The sequence below is a fragment of the Edwardsiella piscicida genome (genome assembly GCF_001896205.1).
Classification (GTDB): domain Bacteria; phylum Pseudomonadota; class Gammaproteobacteria; order Enterobacterales; family Enterobacteriaceae; genus Edwardsiella; species Edwardsiella piscicida.
The window spans coordinates 1,390,687-1,409,449 of record NZ_MPNU01000001.1 but is presented as its reverse complement, the minus strand read 5'-3'; the positions used below and the strand labels follow the sequence as shown (position 1 = coordinate 1,409,449).

General features: G+C 49.7%; 15 protein-coding genes. 2 read left to right on the top strand and 13 right to left on the bottom strand.

The features are described from left to right. Positions 1 to 8: 8 nt before the first annotated feature. The 11 genes from BRD58_RS06375 to dcd all read right to left on the bottom strand — a co-directional run bounded on the left by BRD58_RS06375 (position 9) and on the right by dcd (position 13,277). Positions 9 to 911, bottom strand: coding sequence for a sugar phosphate nucleotidyltransferase (locus BRD58_RS06375; RefSeq protein ID WP_069578400.1), 903 nt, complete (start codon positions 909 to 911; stop codon positions 9 to 11). 11 nt (positions 912 to 922) lie between these two features. Further along, a complete protein-coding gene (locus tag BRD58_RS06370; RefSeq protein WP_069578398.1) occupies positions 923 to 2,041 on the bottom strand; it encodes a glycosyltransferase family 4 protein in 1,119 nt (372 codons plus the stop codon). 43 nt (positions 2,042 to 2,084) lie between these two features. Next, on the bottom strand, positions 2,085 to 3,206 hold the full coding sequence (locus BRD58_RS06365; protein ID WP_012848059.1) for a glycosyltransferase: 1,122 nt from the start codon (positions 3,204 to 3,206) through the stop codon (positions 2,085 to 2,087). Next, a complete protein-coding gene (locus tag BRD58_RS06360) occupies positions 3,199 to 4,281 on the bottom strand; it encodes a glycosyltransferase family 4 protein (protein ID WP_071890265.1) in 1,083 nt (360 codons plus the stop codon). Before BRD58_RS06360 ends, BRD58_RS06365 begins: the two co-directional genes overlap by 8 nt. Continuing rightward, the gene (locus BRD58_RS06355) at positions 4,278 to 5,123 is read right to left on the bottom strand and encodes a glycosyltransferase family A protein (RefSeq protein ID WP_236721578.1); all 846 of its coding nucleotides are present in this window, start codon (positions 5,121 to 5,123) and stop codon (positions 4,278 to 4,280) included. Before BRD58_RS06355 ends, BRD58_RS06360 begins: the two co-directional genes overlap by 4 nt. Beyond that, on the bottom strand, positions 5,107 to 6,468 hold the full coding sequence (wzy, locus tag BRD58_RS06350; RefSeq protein ID WP_012848056.1) for an O-antigen polysaccharide polymerase Wzy: 1,362 nt from the start codon (positions 6,466 to 6,468) through the stop codon (positions 5,107 to 5,109). Before wzy ends, BRD58_RS06355 begins: the two co-directional genes overlap by 17 nt. Positions 6,469 to 6,483: 15 nt before the next feature. Beyond that, on the bottom strand, positions 6,484 to 7,455 hold the full coding sequence (locus BRD58_RS06345; RefSeq protein WP_069578395.1) for a glycosyltransferase family 2 protein: 972 nt from the start codon (positions 7,453 to 7,455) through the stop codon (positions 6,484 to 6,486). After that, a complete protein-coding gene (locus BRD58_RS06340) occupies positions 7,452 to 8,699 on the bottom strand; it encodes an oligosaccharide flippase family protein (protein ID WP_071818508.1) in 1,248 nt (415 codons plus the stop codon). The genes BRD58_RS06345 and BRD58_RS06340 overlap by 4 nt, the downstream gene beginning before the upstream one ends. Positions 8,700 to 9,230: 531 nt before the next feature. Further along, on the bottom strand, positions 9,231 to 10,589 hold the full coding sequence (gene dcuC / locus BRD58_RS06335; protein ID WP_012848053.1) for an anaerobic C4-dicarboxylate transporter DcuC: 1,359 nt from the start codon (positions 10,587 to 10,589) through the stop codon (positions 9,231 to 9,233). 259 nt (positions 10,590 to 10,848) lie between these two features. Next, complete coding sequence (asmA, locus tag BRD58_RS06330) at positions 10,849 to 12,657, bottom strand: outer membrane assembly protein AsmA (RefSeq protein WP_073381986.1); 1,809 nt, start codon at positions 12,655 to 12,657, stop codon at positions 10,849 to 10,851. Positions 12,658 to 12,695: 38 nt separating this feature from the next. Continuing rightward, positions 12,696 to 13,277 (bottom strand): dCTP deaminase, encoded by a 582-nt coding sequence (gene dcd / locus BRD58_RS06325; RefSeq protein WP_012848051.1) that lies wholly within the window; start codon positions 13,275 to 13,277, stop codon positions 12,696 to 12,698. Between the two features lie 207 nt (positions 13,278 to 13,484). On the opposite strand from dcd, the gene BRD58_RS06320 reads away from it, so the two are divergent. Continuing rightward, positions 13,485 to 14,417, top strand: coding sequence for an EamA family transporter (locus BRD58_RS06320; RefSeq protein WP_041692726.1), 933 nt, complete (start codon positions 13,485 to 13,487; stop codon positions 14,415 to 14,417). Between the two features lie 36 nt (positions 14,418 to 14,453). Here the strand turns inward: BRD58_RS06320 and udk are convergent, their stop codons facing one another. After that, positions 14,454 to 15,095, bottom strand: a complete 642-nt coding sequence (gene udk / locus BRD58_RS06315; RefSeq protein ID WP_012848049.1) for a uridine kinase — start codon at positions 15,093 to 15,095, stop codon at positions 14,454 to 14,456. Positions 15,096 to 15,285: 190 nt separating this feature from the next. Further along, a complete protein-coding gene (apbC, locus tag BRD58_RS06310; RefSeq protein WP_012848048.1) occupies positions 15,286 to 16,398 on the bottom strand; it encodes an iron-sulfur cluster carrier protein ApbC in 1,113 nt (370 codons plus the stop codon). A gap of 217 nt (positions 16,399 to 16,615) precedes the next feature. On the opposite strand from apbC, the gene metG reads away from it, so the two are divergent. After that, positions 16,616 to 18,664 carry a methionine--tRNA ligase gene (gene metG / locus BRD58_RS06305; RefSeq protein ID WP_069578393.1) on the top strand — a complete coding sequence of 683 codons (2,049 nt, stop codon included), beginning with the start codon at positions 16,616 to 16,618 and terminating at the stop codon, positions 18,662 to 18,664. Positions 18,665 to 18,763 lie beyond the last annotated feature (99 nt).

Below are 18,763 nucleotides of genomic sequence, written 5' to 3'. Positions count from 1 at the left end.
ACCCTGAATCAATCAATTCGCGTCTGCAAATCCCGCAGCCAGGTGGTAAAGGCCTCTCCCTGCTGAGAGTGACTCAACCCACCGGCGACAAAGGCTTCAGCATACCCCAATTTCTCACCGCAGTCATAGGACCGCCCGACCTGGCGATAGGCCTCAACCGGACGGTGCTGCAGCAGGGTGGCGATAGCATCGGAGAGCTGGATGCGCTCCCAGGCGCCAAAGCCGGTGGCGGCCAAGATTGGCCAGATAGCAGCAGACAAAACATAGCGCCCGACCGCGGACAGGTCAGACTGGTATTTCTCGGCGTCCTCGGGTTTTTCTACAATCGAGGTCATACGGGCGCTCTGCCCCGGCTCCAACACCGCATCGGCACAGTTGATCACCGAGTACTCCGGCAGCACTTCTAGCGGCATCGGCTGCACCAAGACCTGACTGCGGCCACTCTCTTCGAAGCGCTTGACCATCGCCGCCAGGTTCTGGCTAGCGGGATCGAAGGTGCTGGTGTCTAGCCAGATATCCGGCAGCGCGACAATAAAGGGATGCTCCCCGACCAGAGGACGGGCGCAGAGGATGGCATGCCCCAGCCCCAGCGGCTTATGCTGACGCACGCTGTTAATAGTCACCCCCGGCGGACAGATGGAACGCACCTCATCCAACAGCTGACGCTTGACGCGCGCCTCAAGCAGCGCCTCCAGCTCAAAAGACGTATCGAAGTGGTTCTCGATGGCATTCTTAGAGGAGTGGGTCACCAGGATGATCTCTTTCACCCCCGCCTGAACACATTCGTGTACTACTTTTTGAATCAACGGCTTATCGACGATGGGCAGCATCTCTTTCGGGATGGCCTTAGTCGCTGGCAACATCTTCATCCCCAGTCCGGCGACAGGGATCACGGCTTTAAGTGTGGTCATTAGAATTAATCCTAACCAAGAAGTATCTTAATAAGCTTATCGCAGAAAACATCTTCATCAAATTTTCTTTCTGCTAGAATACGACTTTCTTTTCCCATTCGTTCAATTTCACTCTGATTCTCTATAAAATAGATCATCTTTTCAGCCAAAGCCTGAGCATTCCATGGAGGAACGAGGAAACCATTAACGCCATCTATTACCGTCTCTTTACAGCCTGGCACATTCGTAGTAATAATTGGACGGCCAATAGCCATAGCCTCCTGAGTACTTCGTGGAACTCCTTCCCTATATGACGGCAATACAAAAACACTCGTTTCTGTCAAAACTTCATGTATATTATTTGACACACCTCTAAAGTTAACATGGCCTTCATCAATCCAGCTTTTTAATTCTGTTTTACTTACACCACCAAGATTATCATCGATTCCACCCACAAAATCGAACTTTACGTTAGAGTATATTTCGCGCACATAATTTGCCGCCTTAACATACTCTCTAACACCTTTATCGATTAACAATCTAGAGACCATTGTAAAGCGAATTTCACGAGGGAGAGGTTGATACGAAAACTTATTCAAATCAACACCAATCCCGCCTATAACATAGGTGCATTTAACTCTAACATTATTATCAATAATAATTTCTCGCCTATCATCATCATTTAAGAAAATAACACAGCGAGAATGAGGCAATGCTAATTTATACAATAAAACCTGAGAGTGTCTTAATATTTTCTTCTTTAGCGAGTCGGCTTCTAACCGTCGAGTAAAACAATACCCTAAGCCTTCTAACATCGAGTAATTACATTTTACCCCTGCATAATGCGCAGCCAATGTACCAAAAATGACAGGTTTTGGAAAAAAAGAAAACGCAATGTCAGGGTTGATCTCTTTTATTTTTTTAATCATAGAGCATATGGTCACCACTGCTTGAAATGGATTGACGCTACTACGATTCAATTCATAAAAAACAACATGAATACCCAACTGATTAAGTTCTGATATTCTAGATGCATCTGTTTTTGGCAGCAATAAGTAAACAATATGCCCATCATGAATCAGCCGCTCAATCAACCTCAGCCTAAAGTTAAATATTGATGCAGCAGTGTTTGTTATTAATAGTATATTCACGAATAGGTCACCGAATCAAAATAACATAACATTATGAGTGCAATCATACTACCTTATTATATAACTGCATCCACTCATCGGACACTGCACATAATGAATACCGTGTTAAAATACGATCTCTGGCCTTATCTGAAATTATTGCTCTCTGCTCTGGCGTCAACTCTATTGCTGATTTTAATGCATTAGCTAAAAGCGTAGAATCAGCTTTTGGAACAAGAAACCCAGCATCACCAACAATTTCTTTTGTCCCACCACAATCCGTAGAGACTACGATACCACCGCAACTCATCGCTTCACACAAAACCAAAGGCATCCCCTCCCATGAAGACGACATTACATATATGTCCATTGCAGACATCAACTCTGCCACATCATATCTTAACCCGAGCCAACGGACACTACTCTCAATGCCTAATTCGATGGCTAATTGTGCTAATGACGCCTTATCCTCCCCAATACCTGCAATAGCTAACACTAAGGAACGGCCTTCACATTTGATTTTTGAAAAAGCCGACAGCAAGTTTTTATAATTTTTAGCTTCAGTCAGTCGGCCTACGGCAAGTATTAACACGTCATCATTAGACAGAAACAACTCACGTCTTTTATTTACTCTTTCACTTTCCGAATATTTATATTTATCAGTGTTAACTCCATTATACATAAGTATCATCCTCCCTTTTTTTACTGCATTAGCCTGCTCAAAAGATGTTACAGCCTCTTGGCTGACATTAGTAGATATTGAAGCAAGCCAATCTGTTAAACGATAGGACAACATTCGCCACCGCCCCCCTTCATTCGTATTATGAGCGGTACAAATCAATTTAAAGGATGGGTCAAGCATACGAAGAAAACGAGAGAATAAATTAGCATGGTACATATGACTATGAACAATCTGAGGGTTAAAATCTTTAATTATCCTCCTAGCACACCATAGCGCACGAATAAAACCAAATATATTTTTTTTCATATTTATTGAATAGACTCTTACATCTTTCAATAAAGGTTGCACCACCACCCTATCGGCGAGACTAATAACAATAACGTTCACTCCACGCAAAGAGAGCTTATCAGCCAAATCACAAACTTGTTTTTCAGCCCCTCCCATACCAAGTCCTGTGATAACAAAACAAATTCTATGAACATTATTCTGATTGAGCTCAATCATTTAACAGTCTCATCCATTTTTTACCAATATTATCCAAATGATACTTCCTTGCATTATCAATGGAGCAAGTTACCATTTCATTATATAATTTATCATCATCATAGACACTTGCAGCATATTCAACTTTATCGGAAAATCCAGAAACATCATTATTATCGATTAACCAGCCGGTTTTATTTTCAATAACAATTTCACTAGGTCCTGTATCGCAGTCAAATGCAATAATTGGCAAGCCCATTTCTTGCGCCTCTAACAAGACCATAGGGAAGCCTTCAAATCTAGAAGTCATTACATAAAACGCACTAATTGAATAATGTTCAATCACATTATTTGTGTTTGAATAAAACTCAACAAATTTAGAAATCCCTAATGAATTACATGTTTTTTTTAATTCTTCCTCATCCTCACCGCTACCGACGATACGCAACATCCAATCTTGTCGTTTCAAACAGAATATAGACCAAGACTTGAGTAATAAATCAAAACCTTTTTGATAAGTTAGTCGACCAACGGCCAACATGATTTTCTTTTTTCTTATGTCAACATCGCTTGCAAGACTGAATGGTACTGGGTTATAGATTCTGTTCACTTTTGCTTTGCAGAAGCATTTATCAAGCCAGAATTTTTTATCTCTCTCCGTCAACGTTATTATGTCATCGGCAAAACAGGCGGCTAATATCCTAGCAACTCGTCTAACCTTCTTCCCAAGATCAATCTTATAATTAAAATGCTCCCAGCAAATATTTCTAACACGTAAATATATAAAAGCAGGAATAGAATAAATGGAAAGCATAGACTCAACATTTATAAATACATCTATATTTTTTTTCTTTACAAAAGAACGCAAAAATAAAATAACCGAAGGCAAGCGAGTAATTCCTCGACCGGCATCATCGAATATATTACAAACAGATACATTACTATTTAAAGGGAAAAAGCTCTTCTGACCACACTGCAAACTAAGGATAGATACCTGGTATCCATTTACTGCCAAAAAATTCGCCAGGACGCTAGTCACCCGTTCAGTGCCACCTGATCGACTAATATCCCCAACAAAAAAGCATATATTCCTCATATTTTACATCTCTTTAAGATACAGTATAAAATAGCCTGAAAATATCGGACAACCGTTTTTATAAAACCTATCGGATTTTTTATAAAGCATCTTATAGGGATATATTTTAACATCGCAGTTCTTGAAATAAAATGGCCTCGAGCATTCATAGAAAAAGAGCTTTTGCTAAGACGGCCTACCACCGCCTGATCATGAAAAATACTAAAAGGCTCATCCAAATATATGAATTTATATTTCTTTGACACAAGCGAATAGAACCAAATTTCAGGAATAAACTTTACCCCATCAACAACTGGATATGGGAATTCCGAAATAATTTTGGTTTTAAACACATCAATTCTTTCACCAGAAATACCACTGGCGAATTCATCATACCAACTGGCAATGCCATCTCCGCCAACCTGAAATAAACTATCAGGTTTGCCCGTTGACTTTCGAATAGCCAAACAACGCAGTCCTATTAAATCTTGTCTTTCATCTAGCAATTTAACATATGGTTTTATCTTTAGCAGCGCAGAAGGTACTAACTCATCATCAGAATCCAGACCGATAAAAAACTCCCCTCGCGCCTCTTTTATTGCTCTATTCCATGCTGACTGTTTCCCAGCGTTATTTTGATAAATATAGTTAATGTGAATTTCCCCATCCTTAATGAAATCACTCACAATATCTTTTGTATTATCAGTTGAACCATCATCAACAATAATCCATTCTATATCATCATATCCTTGATGAAGAATGCTTTCATAGCAACGACGTAGGGTTTTTGCTCGATTAAATGTTGGAGTGAATACTGTAAGCATAAGAGTAAAAAGTTCCATCTGATTATTTTTTAATGCCAAGCTTAATCTTTGGCATTAAAAAAACAAAAAATAAAAAATAAAAACAGAACGGCGATATTATAACCAGCGAGGATCTTGGTAAAAATACTAGGCGCGTAAAGATCGCAGTCAATAAAACAAGCCAAAATAGATTCTTAGAAGCATTTTGTAAAGTAGAAAGCAAAAGTCCAAAGCTAAAAGCCAAGAGTGAAAAACCTAAAATATTTCTACCACCAAAAACATAGAAATCACTCATCAATGTCCAATCTAATCCAAACCCTCTAGCAAACAGACTTTCATCTAGCGTCTTAGCCATATAGTGTTGAAAACCAGTCATATAATATTCAACAGGTATAAAGATAGAAGTTATAGCACTAGCCCCTGGAAAAATAGTCTGAAAATAGCTTAATATTGGGTAATTACTAACCTTAGTTGATAGGTCAAACACCATTAGTGATACACCCTGATTAAAAAGGAAGGTAGATAAAAATTTCACTAATGAAAAATCAGAGAAACTTCCACTGCCTCGATATGACATTATTTGTATAAAGGCAGATAGTAAAATTACACTGATTAATGAAATGGTTAAAAACCTAAGCACGCCTAAATTTTTAGCACCATTTCGCCCAATCAACCAGACCAAAAGAAGAAGGCTAACTAACAATGGCCCTCGGGCACCAATAACGGTAGAGCAAATAATAGTTGTTATATATATCCCAACAAACCATTTTTTCCTATATCCAACAACTATCGCATAGGAAAAGCCAATAGCAAAAATAGTTTGGGCCAGACTACTTAATGGAAGACTATATGCCTTATCCTGCCAGAGTTTAGATGCTAAATACCCACCTCTAATAGCATCTAAAACTGTCGACATGAGTTCGATGAGAAATAACGGGCTTAATAAGAGTGCAACATTGCAAAGGCGCCGCATCCATTGATCATCTAATGCGATAGGTTTAAACGATAAATTACTAAAAAACGCTATTTTGTAGCCAAAATCCATAGAGCATAAAAAAACAAAAATATATAAAGTTAATGTTACTGCATCATAATCATTTAGCGTATAATTAACAAAGAAGTTCATGCTAAATACATTGACATCGCCGCCAATGAAAGCAATAAAAAACCTGCCACAGATAAACAATGAGAATGCAATCAAAAACAAACAATAAGTTGAGTTGATATATATCTTACAAACAAAGTTCGATATAAATATACAAATAATAAATAATGGTAAAGCAAGCTCCAATAGCCTTAATTCACTACCATCGTGTTGAAAAAACAGAAAAAACAAAACTGGAATCATTAATACATAAATAATAAGCTGAAAAAAAACAAATCTCTTATTATTGTTGTTGACCATTAGCAAGTTATCCCATTAACTGGTTTTATTTATTTTGAAAACTTCTTTTTCTACAGCCTTAGTTAATCTGGCAAAGAGAGTTTTCCTGAAAACATAATATAAGAGAGGTTTTATTTCTCCAGCAGCAAAAACTCTCGATGGAATGATCCTACTAATATAAAAGCAAGACTCTTTAGCTAAAATAGCATCTTCATGATATAGCCTTGCACATTTAGATACATGTGAAATATATAAGTTCGATAATAATATTGCCCATTGTTTCTTACTCTTAGCAAGATAATATATCCGAATATATCTTAGGATACCAAACTCGCTATCATTTAGATCACTCAACCTTAAATTAGAGGTTATCCCTGAACTATTTTTCCTATATTTAATTATCGGCACCCGAGTATCAATTATTTTTTTTGACCGCGCTATTAATATTGGGATAATCAGTTGATCTTCAAACCGACGGCCTTCATCAAAGCAAACATGGGAAAATAATGTTTTTTTATAAATAAAACGCCAGGCGAACCAGTCTGACTTTTTAAAAACACTAATAGGATTATTTAAAATAAAATCGTCTTCTTGTGCTGAGATGTTACCTATTCCCTCCTGAGCTGAAATAGGATCGCCATCGGTATCAACCGATATATACGAAAATGATAAGCAATCTGGATTATGCCTTAATAGCTTCCCTTTGATGACATCGTAAATACCATCAGTCCACATATCATCTGAATCTAAAAATGCAATATATTTACCGCTAGCGACTGATAAACCACTATTTCTTGCACTAGACAACCCTCCATTAGCCTTATTGATATTTACAAACCGATATTTTTCTTCATACTCATTTATAATATCAATAGATTTATCTGTAGAGCCATCATTAACAATAATCACCTCAAGAGACTCATCATATTGATTGAATACTGAATCAAGGCAAGCATGCAAATACATACTTGTATTATACACAGGAATAATTATAGACAGTAATTTCATACTTTACCGATTATCTCTCTCATCAATCCCTTTTTATACAAAACAAAAGAGAGTAAAAACAAAGCAATGATTTCAACAAAAACAACCGATAGCGAGGCACCTATTGCTCCATATGTTTTAGCCAGGAAATAACATAATGGCAAATGGATAATCACACAAACAATTGGCATGATCGTATATTCTTTTTTATACCCACAGGGTAATAAAATATAATTACCAAAAACCGTTGCTGTTAAAACCAACAAATATATCGGAGAATATATTACAAATAATGTTGACACCATTTCATATTTATCGCCATAAATTAATGTTGAGAGTGGCCCAGAAAAAATAGCCATTACAACACCAATAAATAATGCGGATCCTCCCTGAAAAACTAAGATCCTCTTGACTAACAAGAAAGCATCACGTCTGCTCGTAATAAATAAATTACTCAATCTAGGATAGAATGCATTCCCCAATATAAGGAAAACACCTAATACAGCCCCTTTAATTCTATCTGCTGCAGTATATATACTCACTTGATCGATAGTACTAACTGCGGCGATGATAATACCACTGCTTATTGTATAAAGATTTATTGATATCATAGCTACAAAAACACTATAGCTATCTTTTATGGTTAGAATAATATCATTAAGACTTACAGAGACGAACTTTATTTTTTTTGATTTATAGATAATCAGGCATGCTATAGCTCCACCGATAAAACCGGTTGCCGATTGAATAATAACGGCTGCAGAGACATCCTCTGCCCCCTGAACGAATATAAAAAACAAGGGTAACGTAATTAATCTCGCGAACAAAGTTACCTTCGTCACTGAGGATAACTCCTCAATTCCTTGAAAGTACCACACTGGCATGATAACGGTGCCAACAAGCATGATTAAAATATAAACCAACTGAGGCTTAAATATTCCATTAGACTGAAAGTAAACGAGAAATAGTATGACCGAACTAATCAATACACAAAGCATCAATTTTGTATATATTGTAGTCCAAAAAACATGAGAAATATAATTAGCATCACCTTGGTTTTGCGCTATTTTTTTTGTTGATGTAAAGTTAAAACCAAAATCGACAAACAAAACACAGTACTGTGAAATATTCAATACTAGACCATATATACCGAACTCATATAGCCCTAACGTTCTCGTCAAGTATGGAATTGTGAGCAACGGGACTACATAACTACTTCCTTGTAAAATAAGTAGATATATTATATTTTTCCTTAAAAGGGACATAATTTAATCGCTTAAACTGGATATTTTGTTATAGAAAAGTAATTTTAATTACTAAAGAAATAAACACATATCTACGCTACCGCCCTTGGCTCTACAGCTACCAATGCACTGACTACTCTGTAACGACGTTCCTGTTGCGTTTACACTCATACCTTACTGCAGCAATTAATTACAAAACAACAAGTTACAAGAAAACACTCATTTACAACATCTGTGCAGTCTCTCTTCTCTGCCATGGCACCTCACCAACGGTGAAGTGCCGTACCAATTTTTATACGTAACAGCAACCGAGACAAGTCAAAACATATCGTATTTCTATTTTTAAGGCCGTTTGATGTTTTATCACACAATTATTTCTACGATACCAATCGCACACCACCGCTGTAACGCGGGATTGTATCGGCATGACTTTTGAACCGCCCACCCTTCACATCCTTGATGTGTACCAAGCACGATCTCCTACACTATCAAGGAGTTCTAGAGACAAAAAAGGCAGGCCACTCGGCCTGCCCTCTCACGTCTGGTATGCCCTTAGCGGTGTAGCGGCACCATAAACTCGGTGGCGACGATCACCACCACCAGGCCGACCAGTACCGGTACAGAGGTGCGTTTCACCACCTCAAAGGGGGAGATCTTGGCCATCCCGGAGACGGCGACCACCACGCCGGAGACCGGTGACAGGGTGCGGCCCAGGTTGGAAGCCTGCAGCATCGGAATGGTCAGGTAGGCTGGGTTGATGCCCATCTGGCCAGACAGCTTGGGGATCAGTTCGACAAAGGCGTAGAACGGCGCGTTGCCGGAGCCAGTGGTCATCGCCGCCAGCATGGTGATCACCACCAGCACCAGCATCATGATGATGCCGCCGGTGCCGAAGGACTGCGCCAGCTCGATCAGGCTGCTGATAAAGCCGACGGTGCTCAGCCCCTGGGCAAAGACCCCGGCCGCCACCAACAGCATCACCACGCTGGCAAAGGCATCCGCCATCCCGCGGTAGGCCACCTCCAGCCCGCTATAGACCTTTTTAGCGTCGAAGCTGCGCAGAAACTCAATCACCGATGCCAGCAGCATGCAGATAACCAAGACGCTGATGATATGCAGATGCGGCCCCCACTTGCCGTCGAACACCAGCACGCCGATGATCGGCGTAAAGGGCAGAATGGCGTAAAACGACGGCGCCGTAGTGGTGATCTCGCTGACATCCAGCATCTCGTGCTGCGCCTGCTCCTTGTTATCCAGGTAACGCTGCCAGAAATAGTGGGCAATCGCCATGCAGACGATGGCGGTGATAGAGATGGGCAGGGTTGTTTTAAAGGCAAAGTCGATCAGCGGCATTTCAGACGCCTTCGCGGCCAGCACCACGTCGCCGGAGGTCGGCGCCAGGATGATCGCCGCCGGCGAGGCACAGATAGCGGCCGCCGCACCGCGGCTGATCCCCACGTTGACCATCACCGGGAACAGGGTCGCCATCAGCAGTACCCCCAGCCCGGTGGCTGACGAAACGGCCAGCGACATCAGGCAGGCGACAAAGTAGGCCGCAATCATCAAAATATAAGGCGAGTTGATGTAGCGCAGCGGGCGTGAGGCCAGCTTGACCACCATATCGTTAGCGCCGATATGGGTCATATAGGCGGCAAAGCCGCACAGCATCATGATCATCATGCCGAGGTCGCCGCCGCGGCTCATCAGCAGAACTTTGACATACTCAACGATATCGGTCGCGCGCCAGCCGGTCGACTTTGCGCTGGCGGGCAGGACATCGTGCCCCATCAGCGCGCTGATGATCAGCAGCAGCAGGCCGCCGGTCATCAGTACCCCGGTGGGGGAGTATCCTTTAATAATGTAACGCCCGACGCCAACGGCGACCACGACCCCAATCAGTAGCTCAAGCATATTCTTCCTCAACAGATAGACAGGCGGGCTTAGCCACACCCCAGACAGGCATTGTTTCTGCCTTTATTAATTGTCAATTCCTTTTAACACGGTCAAAACTACCGCACTGTGCCCAAATGATAAGATTATTTTACTGATATTGGTCAAGTTTTTCCGATGTGACGACGCGGCGTACGGGGAGAGTGTGATGCAGGTATATTTTTATCCCGCCGAACCTCCGCGTCGTCGGGCTACGCGGAGGTTCGGCGAGAGGAGAGCGTTATTCGCGGCGCTTCTGCAGCCACTGCTTCAGCGCATCGCGCGCCTGCTGCTCCAGCGAGCCGCGCAGCGCTTTATCGACATCCATCTGATAGTTAAGCTGCTGCCAGTCGCCGTAGATATGCAGTGGAATTGACGTCTTCTGCAGCGAATCGATCAGGGTGCCGTGACCGCGCCAGCCCTGCAAGACCCGGACGCCCAGATTGATATCACAGCGCTGGGCCGCCAGATCGACGCTGCCGCTGCCGCCGAGATCCAGCAGCGGTGACCGCCCATTCAGCGAGTTCAGGGTGAGAAGACCGCTGCGCAGCGCCGCCTCCGCCTTCAGGCTCTGGAAGGTGGTAAAGGTGTCCACGCTCTCCCCTGCCTGTATATCGCGCCGATCGCGCACCACGGCCTGCTGGATCAGCTGGGCGATGTTCATTCCCTCCAGCCGGGCATTATCTATCGCCAGGGAGAGCGCGCCCTGCCAGCGCCGCTGCAGGCTGACAATGGAAAGCCCCTCACCCTGCAGATGGCCGCTGAGCGACAGTGAGCCGTCGATAAACGCCGGCAGCGCCAGCGCCTTGAGCAGCGGCGCCAGGCTGATCTGGCGCAGTCGGGGGTCAAGCGTAACCTGTACCGCCTGGCCCGGCCGACTTTGCAGCGTGCCGCTGATGGCGAAGTCCCCCGCCCCCAGGCGACCGCTCAGGCTCTCCAGCGTTCCCGTCCCCCGACGGTTGTTGGCCTGCAGGGAGAATCCCTCTATGGTCATGCCGTGGTAGGTCGCTCGCTTAGCCTGAATATTCAGCCAGGCGCTAAAATCACGCAGGAACGCCATCTCGTCGCTGCTCTCCGGTGCCGCCACCTGCGACACCACCGGCGGCGGCGGCGGCGTATTGCCGGCATCGGCGTTGGCGGTATCCGCGCTTTGCGCCTGCCAGCCGCTCAGGCCGTCCCAGTTCAGGTTATCCGCCTGCAGCGTTACCCGATATTCAGGAATGGCGGCCAGCGTCCCCTGGATCTCACCGCGCAGCTGGCTGTCATTGGCGCTCAGCGTCAGATCGCTCAGGGTCACGGCGGCCGGCGCCGCGCTATAGCTCAGGGTCATGCTGCCCTGCCCGGCAATTCCCGCCGACGGCAGCCCGGCGCCGCTGTAGCGGTACTCCAGGTGATCGACCCGCGCCCGGTACTGCTGGGGATAGCGGCTCAGATCGACGTCCGCCTGTAGGCTAAGCTGCAGATCGCGCTGATCGCGGTTGATACGGCTGGAAAAGTCGACGCTGGCATGGCGGGTCGCATCCTGCTGGATATTCAGCTCAATATCGCGCAGGTTGATGGGCTCTCCGTCGGGGGCCTGCCAGATCACCAGGCTGTCCTCAACCTTCACCTGATGAATGTTCAAACGCCATGCCATATCGCTGATGGGTTCGCTGCGCACCGCCGGCGAACGCGGCGCATTCGGCAGCGGCGTCGGCTCGCTGTCCGGCGTCAGGCGGATCACCGCCCCCTTCAGCATCACCCGGCGCACCTCCAGCTGATGCGAGAGCAGCGGCCACAGACGCACGTCAAGGCGCATGTTATCGGCCGCGATCACCGGCTGGGCGGCGCCGTCTGCACGCAGCGACATACGATCGGAGAGGATGCTCAGCTGCGGCCAGACGCGCCAGCGCAGATCGCCGTCCAGCGTCAGTACATAGCCGGTACGCTGCTGCACCTGCTTGATCATGTAGACCCGGAAGTCATTGGGATTGATCAACAGCAGCAGCGCGCTGATGCCCGCCGTCACCACCACCAGCAGGATCATTAATGTGGTGAGAAGTCGTCTCATGCCATCCTCAGTCTTGGTCGTCCGTTACGGTCGGCGGCTCAGTCTTTATCGATTCGGCTGGCTACCGCGCCCTGCTGCCCTTTGTACTTGGCATCCTCTCGGCGATTATAGGGACGCGCCGCCGGGGCGGAAAGCGGTTCAAAGCTCAGCGCACCGATCAGCATCCCCGGGCGCAGCGCCAGCGGCAGCTTACCGGAGTTAAAAAATTCCAGCACGATGCAGCCCTGCCAGCCGGGATCGATGCGATGGGCCGTAACGTGGACCATCAGCCCCAGGCGCGCCAGCGAGGAGCGTCCGTCCAGCCAGCCGACCAGATCGTCCGGCAGCGTGACGGATTCATAGGTGACAGCCAGCGCCAGCTCACCCGGGTGCAGGAAAAAGGCCTCATCCTCCCCCAGCTGGATCTCATCGCTCATCACCCGCTCCAGGGCCTCGGCGACCTCTTGCTTGGGGCCGCTCAGATCGATATAGGCCGCCGTATGTCCCTGAAAGACGCGAAACCGGTTCCCCAGACGCACGTCCACGGTGGCGCCGCTAATGCGTTCCTGAGGCGGACGCGGGGTAATGCTCAGCCTGCCGTCATCCAGCCATGCCTCTATATCGCGGTCACACAGTCTCATGATAGTTCTTCTCCGTCTCATCGCCACGCAGCACGGCTGCAGATGAGAATATCTTACCCGATCCCCCTCTTTTTCCGAAATGATTCAGAGACATTGCCCCCTTGGCGCCCAGGGATGCACCGTAAAAAATCGGGCGATGGGCTTTGCCGTCGTGGGATAAACCATTAACATCATGGCGGATATAGCAACGCGTACAGGGAGCGTGCGATGGGAAGTCTGCGTCAGGGAATGGGATATGTGTTGGTCGCCGCCGCGCTGTGGGGCAGCTCCGGCGTCTGCGCACAGTATATTTTGCAAAAAACCGGGCTCTCCGCCCAATGGCTGACCATGTTTCGCCTGACCTTTTCCGGGGTGATCCTGCTGGTGGTCTCTTTGCTGAACGGTGACCGGGTGTTCGCACCGCTGCGTCGGCGTCAGGACATTGTCAGCCTGCTCTGGTTCACGCTGCTGGGCGCCATCATGGTGCAGCTGACCTTTCTGATGACCATCGAGCGCGCCAACGCCGCCACCGCCACCATTCTGCAGTTTCTGTCGCCGACCATTATCGTGGCCTGGTTTGCCGCGGTCAGACGCCAGCGCCCGGGGCTGCTGGTGATGCTGGCCATCGGCACCTCGCTGGGAGGCACCTTTTTACTGGTGACCCACGGCGATCCGACCTCGCTCTCCATCTCACGCGCCGCGCTGTTCTGGGGGATCGCCTCCGCCTTTGCCTCCGCCTTCTACACCACCTATCCCTCTGGGCTTATCGCCCGCTTTGGCACCCTACCGATCGTCGGCTGGAGCATGCTGCTGGGCGGCCTGATGCTGATGCCCTTCTTCGCCGGCGAAACCGCGCAGGTACGGATGGACAACGCCACCCTGCTGGCCGCCTTCTACCTGATCATCATCGGTACGGCGCTGACCTTTAGCCTGTATCTGAAGGGGGCACAAATCATCGGCGGCGCCAAGGCCGGTATTCTCAGCTGCGCCGAGCCGCTGTGCAGCGCGCTGCTGTCGCTGCTGCTGCTGGGGATCACCTTTGGCGCGCTGGACTGGCTGGGGACGCTGCTGATCATCGCGTCGGTGGTGCTGATCTCGCGCGATGCGCGCGCGCGGGAGGGAACGTTGGAATCGCTGGCGCCGCAGGACGGCGCACGCTGACGGCCAAAAGCCGCGGCGGGTGCGCCATCGGCGGGCTTATTCGAAGAACTGGCTGATCTTCGCCTTGAGGATATCGATGGCGATGCGGTTTTTACCGCCGCGCGGCACGATGATATCGGCGTACTGCTTGGAGGGCTCGATAAACTGCAGGAACATCGGGCGTACGGTCTTCTGGTACTGGGCCATCACCGACTCCATGGAGCGCCCGCGCTCATTCACGTCACGCTTCATGCGGCGCATCAGGCAGATATCCAGCGGCGTATCGACAAAGATGGAGAAGTTCAGCTCGTTGCGCAGACGGGCATCGGTCAGCAGCAGGATCCCTTCCAGGATGATCACCTTCTTCGGCTCAAGGTGAATGGTCTCCTGAATACGGGTGTGCTCAACGTAGCTGTACTGCGGCAGCTCGATGGCGTTCCCCTGTTTCAGCATCTGCAGGTGCTGAAACAGCAGGTTGTGATCCATGGCGCTCGGATGGTCATAGTTGGTCTTGACGCGCTCCTCCATGGTCAGGTGACTCTGGTCTTTATAGTAGCTATCTTCCGGGATGACACCGATATGCGCCTCACCGACCTGCTCGCGCAGTTCGCGGTAGAGGGTACTGGCAATCAGGCTTTTGCCTGAGGCGGATGCGCCTGTGATGCCAATAATGACGCACTGGTGGGTGTTGTCAGTCATGTGTTAAGACCTGGTATGTATAAGTGTTCGACGGGGCAAGGCACGAAAGGATCGGGATGACCGGTGCCTGAGACGCGGCAATTATAGGGAGTCTGCCCGGCGGACGCCAGTCCAATCGGCGCCGCAGCGGCGGTAAAAAAAAAACGGGCGTCCGCAGCGGCGCCCGTTATGACACGCTGAATCCCGACGCTTATACGGCGCGGAAGGCGATTTCGGTCGGAATCGATTCGCCGCCCCAGTACAGCTGAGCGGCCACGTCGGCGGCCAGTCGGCGGTAGATGGCGCTGAATTCGCTGTCAGGACGACTGCTGACCGTCGGCTCGCCGCGATCCAGATCCTCACGCAGCGAAATATGCAGCGGCAGCTGCCCCAGCAGGCGGGTATGGTACTTCTCCGCCAGCTTCTGCGCGCCGCCGGTGCCGAAGATCGGCTCATGGAAGCCGCACTGGCTACAGATGTGCATGCTCATGTTCTCCACGACGCCCAGCACCGGCACGTGCACCTTCTCGAACATCACGATGCCCTTCATCGCATCCAGCAGCGCGATATCCTGCGGCGTTGTCACCACCACCGCCCCGGTTACCGGGATGCTCTGCGCCAGCGTCAGCTGAATGTCACCGGTCCCCGGCGGCATATCCAGCACCAGGTAGTCCAGATCCGGCCACAGGGTATCCTGCAGCAGCTGCAGCAGCGCCTTGCTGGCCATCGGACCGCGCCACACCATGGCGTTGTCATCCGTAACCAGATAGCCGATAGAGTTACTGGCCAGGCCATGGGCCATGATCGGCGCCATATGCTGTCCGTCCGGCGACGTCGGACGCTCATGGGCGGTGCCCAGCATGGTCGGAATCGACGGGCCATACACATCGGCGTCCAGAATACCGACCCGGGCGCCCTCGGCGGCCAGCGCCAGCGCCAGGTTAACCGCGGTGCTGGACTTGCCGACCCCGCCCTTACCCGAGCTGACGGCGATGATATTACGTACGCCCTTCACCCCCGGCTGGTCATTGGCCCGCTTCAGGGTGGCAATATTGTGCGCCAGACGCCAGGCGACGCGCTGCACCCCCGGTAGCTGCAGCAGCGCAGGCGTAACGCCGGCCTGCAGAGCATCAAAGCCGCTCTGCCAGGCAAAGGGCATCATCAGTTCAATATGCAGGACGCCATCCAGCAGGGCGCAGTGGTGCAGCGCTTTCAGCGCGCTCAGCGGATGATTCAGCGTAGGGTGGGTAAAACCATCAAGGATTGCGCCGACCTGCGCGCACAGCGTTTCAGGCATGGACTGCTCATGGGATTTATCGCTCATCCCGACTCCTTCTTTCGTTATTATAAACCGCCCGTTCAGTCTACCAGAACTGATGGCCGAGCGCGCAGTGGATCCGCCGCCGAATTTTAGGCGCTGTCCGCCCGCCAACGCCGCCCGCGGCGCCAGAATCGCGGGGTGCGGCCTAGCGACCGACGGCGCAATCGGGTAACATCAGAGGTTACCTTCCATTGTTTAACCGAGAGATACAAAATCCACTATGGCTTCAGTCACTGATACAACAGGATCACGCAAAATTCTGGTGACCTGTGCGCTCCCTTACGCTAACGGCTCCATTCACCTCGGCCACATGCTTGAGCATATTCAGGCGGACGTGTGGGTGCGTTACCAGCGAATGCGCGGCAATCTGGTGCACTTTATCTGCGCCGATGATGCGCACGGGACGCCGATCATGCTGAAAGCCCAGCAGATGGGGATCGCGCCGGAGCAGATGATCGCCGAGGTCAGCAAAGAGCATCAGCAGGATTTTGCCGACTTCCAGATAAGCTATGACAACTATCACTCGACCCACAGTGAAGAGAACCGTCAGCTGGCGAGCCTGATCTATACCCGTCTGAAAGAGAACGGCTTCATTAAGAACCGCACCATCTCTCAGCTCTACGATCCGGAAAAGGGGATGTTCCTGCCGGACCGTTTCGTTAAGGGCACCTGTCCCAAGTGCCAGTCCGCCGATCAGTACGGCGACAACTGCGAAGTGTGCGGCGCCACCTACAGCCCCACCGAGCTTATCAACCCGAAGTCCGTGGTCTCCGGCGCGACGCCTATCCTGCGTGAATCGGAGCACTTCTTCTTCGATCTGCCATCCTTCGGCGCGATGCTGCAGGCGTGGACCCGCTCCGGCGCCCTGCAGGAGCAGGTGGCCAATAAAATGCAGGAGTGGTTTGAGTCCGGCCTGCAGCAGTGGGACATCACCCGCGATGCGCCTTACTTTGGCTTTGAGATCCCCGATGCGCCGGGCAAATATTTTTACGTCTGGCTGGATGCGCCCATCGGCTATATGGGGTCATTCAAGAATCTGTGCGACAAGCGCGGCGACCTGAACTTTGATGATTACTGGGGTAAAGAGAGCGACGCCGAGCTGTACCACTTTATCGGCAAGGACATCGTCTACTTCCACAGCCTGTTCTGGCCGGCCATGCTGGAAGGCAGCGGCTTCCGTAAGCCGAGCAACGTCTTTGTACACGGCTACGTCACCGTCAACGGTGCCAAGATGTCCAAATCGCGAGGCACCTTCATTCAGGCGCGTACCTACCTGAATCATCTGGATCCGGACTGCCTGCGCTACTACTATGCCGCCAAGCTCTCCGATCGTATCGACGACATCGACCTGAACCTGGAGGACTTTGTTCAGCGCGTCAACGCCGATATCGTCAACAAGGTGGTCAACCTGGCCTCGCGCAACGCCGGCTTTATTACCAAGCGCTTCGACGGCCAGCTCTCCGATACCCTGGCCGATCCGGCGCTGTACCAGACCTTTGTCGATGCGGCGGCAGAGATCGCCAAAGCCTACGAGGCGCGCGAGTCGGGTAAGGCGATCCGCGAGATCATGGCCCTGGCCGATCTGGCCAACCGCTATGTCGATGAGCAGGCGCCGTGGGTGGTTGCCAAGCAAGAGGGGCGCGATGCCGATCTGCAGGCCATCTGCTCCATGGGCCTCAATCTGTTCCGCGTGCTGATGACCTACCTCAAGCCGGTGCTGCCAGCGCTGAGCGCGCGCACCGAGGCCTTCCTCAACGCAGAGCTGCGCTGGGACGCTATCGCCGAACCGCTGCTCGGCCACCGGGTAAACCCGTTCAAGGCCCTGTTTAACCGCATTGAAATGAGTAAAGTTGACGCCATGATTGAAGAAGGCAAACTCGCCGCCGCTGCCGCGGCGAAACCCGCCGCCAGCGGCCCGCTGGCTGACGATCCCATCCAGGACACCATCACCTTCGACGACTTCGCCAAGGTGGATATGCGCATCGCCCAAATCGTCAGCGCCGATCGGGTGGAAGGCTCCGACAAGCTGCTGAAGCTGCAGCTGGATCTGGGCGGCGAAACCCGCCAGGTCTTCTCCGGTATCCGCAGCGCCTACCCTGATCCGCAGGCACTGGTCGGCCGTCTGACGGTGATGGTCGCCAACCTGGCGCCGCGTAAGATGCGCTTCGGCATATCCGAAGGCATGGTGATGGCCGCAGGCCCAGGCGGGAAGGATATCTTCCTGCTCAGCCCTGACAGCGGCGCCCTGCCGGGCCAGCAGGTGAAGTAACCCCGCGCTGTCCGTTCCACGCCCCCAACCCGCTGCGGCGGGTTTTTTATTGTCCCCGCGTCGGCGGTGCGCCCCCCGGGAAAAACCGCAAAAAAACGC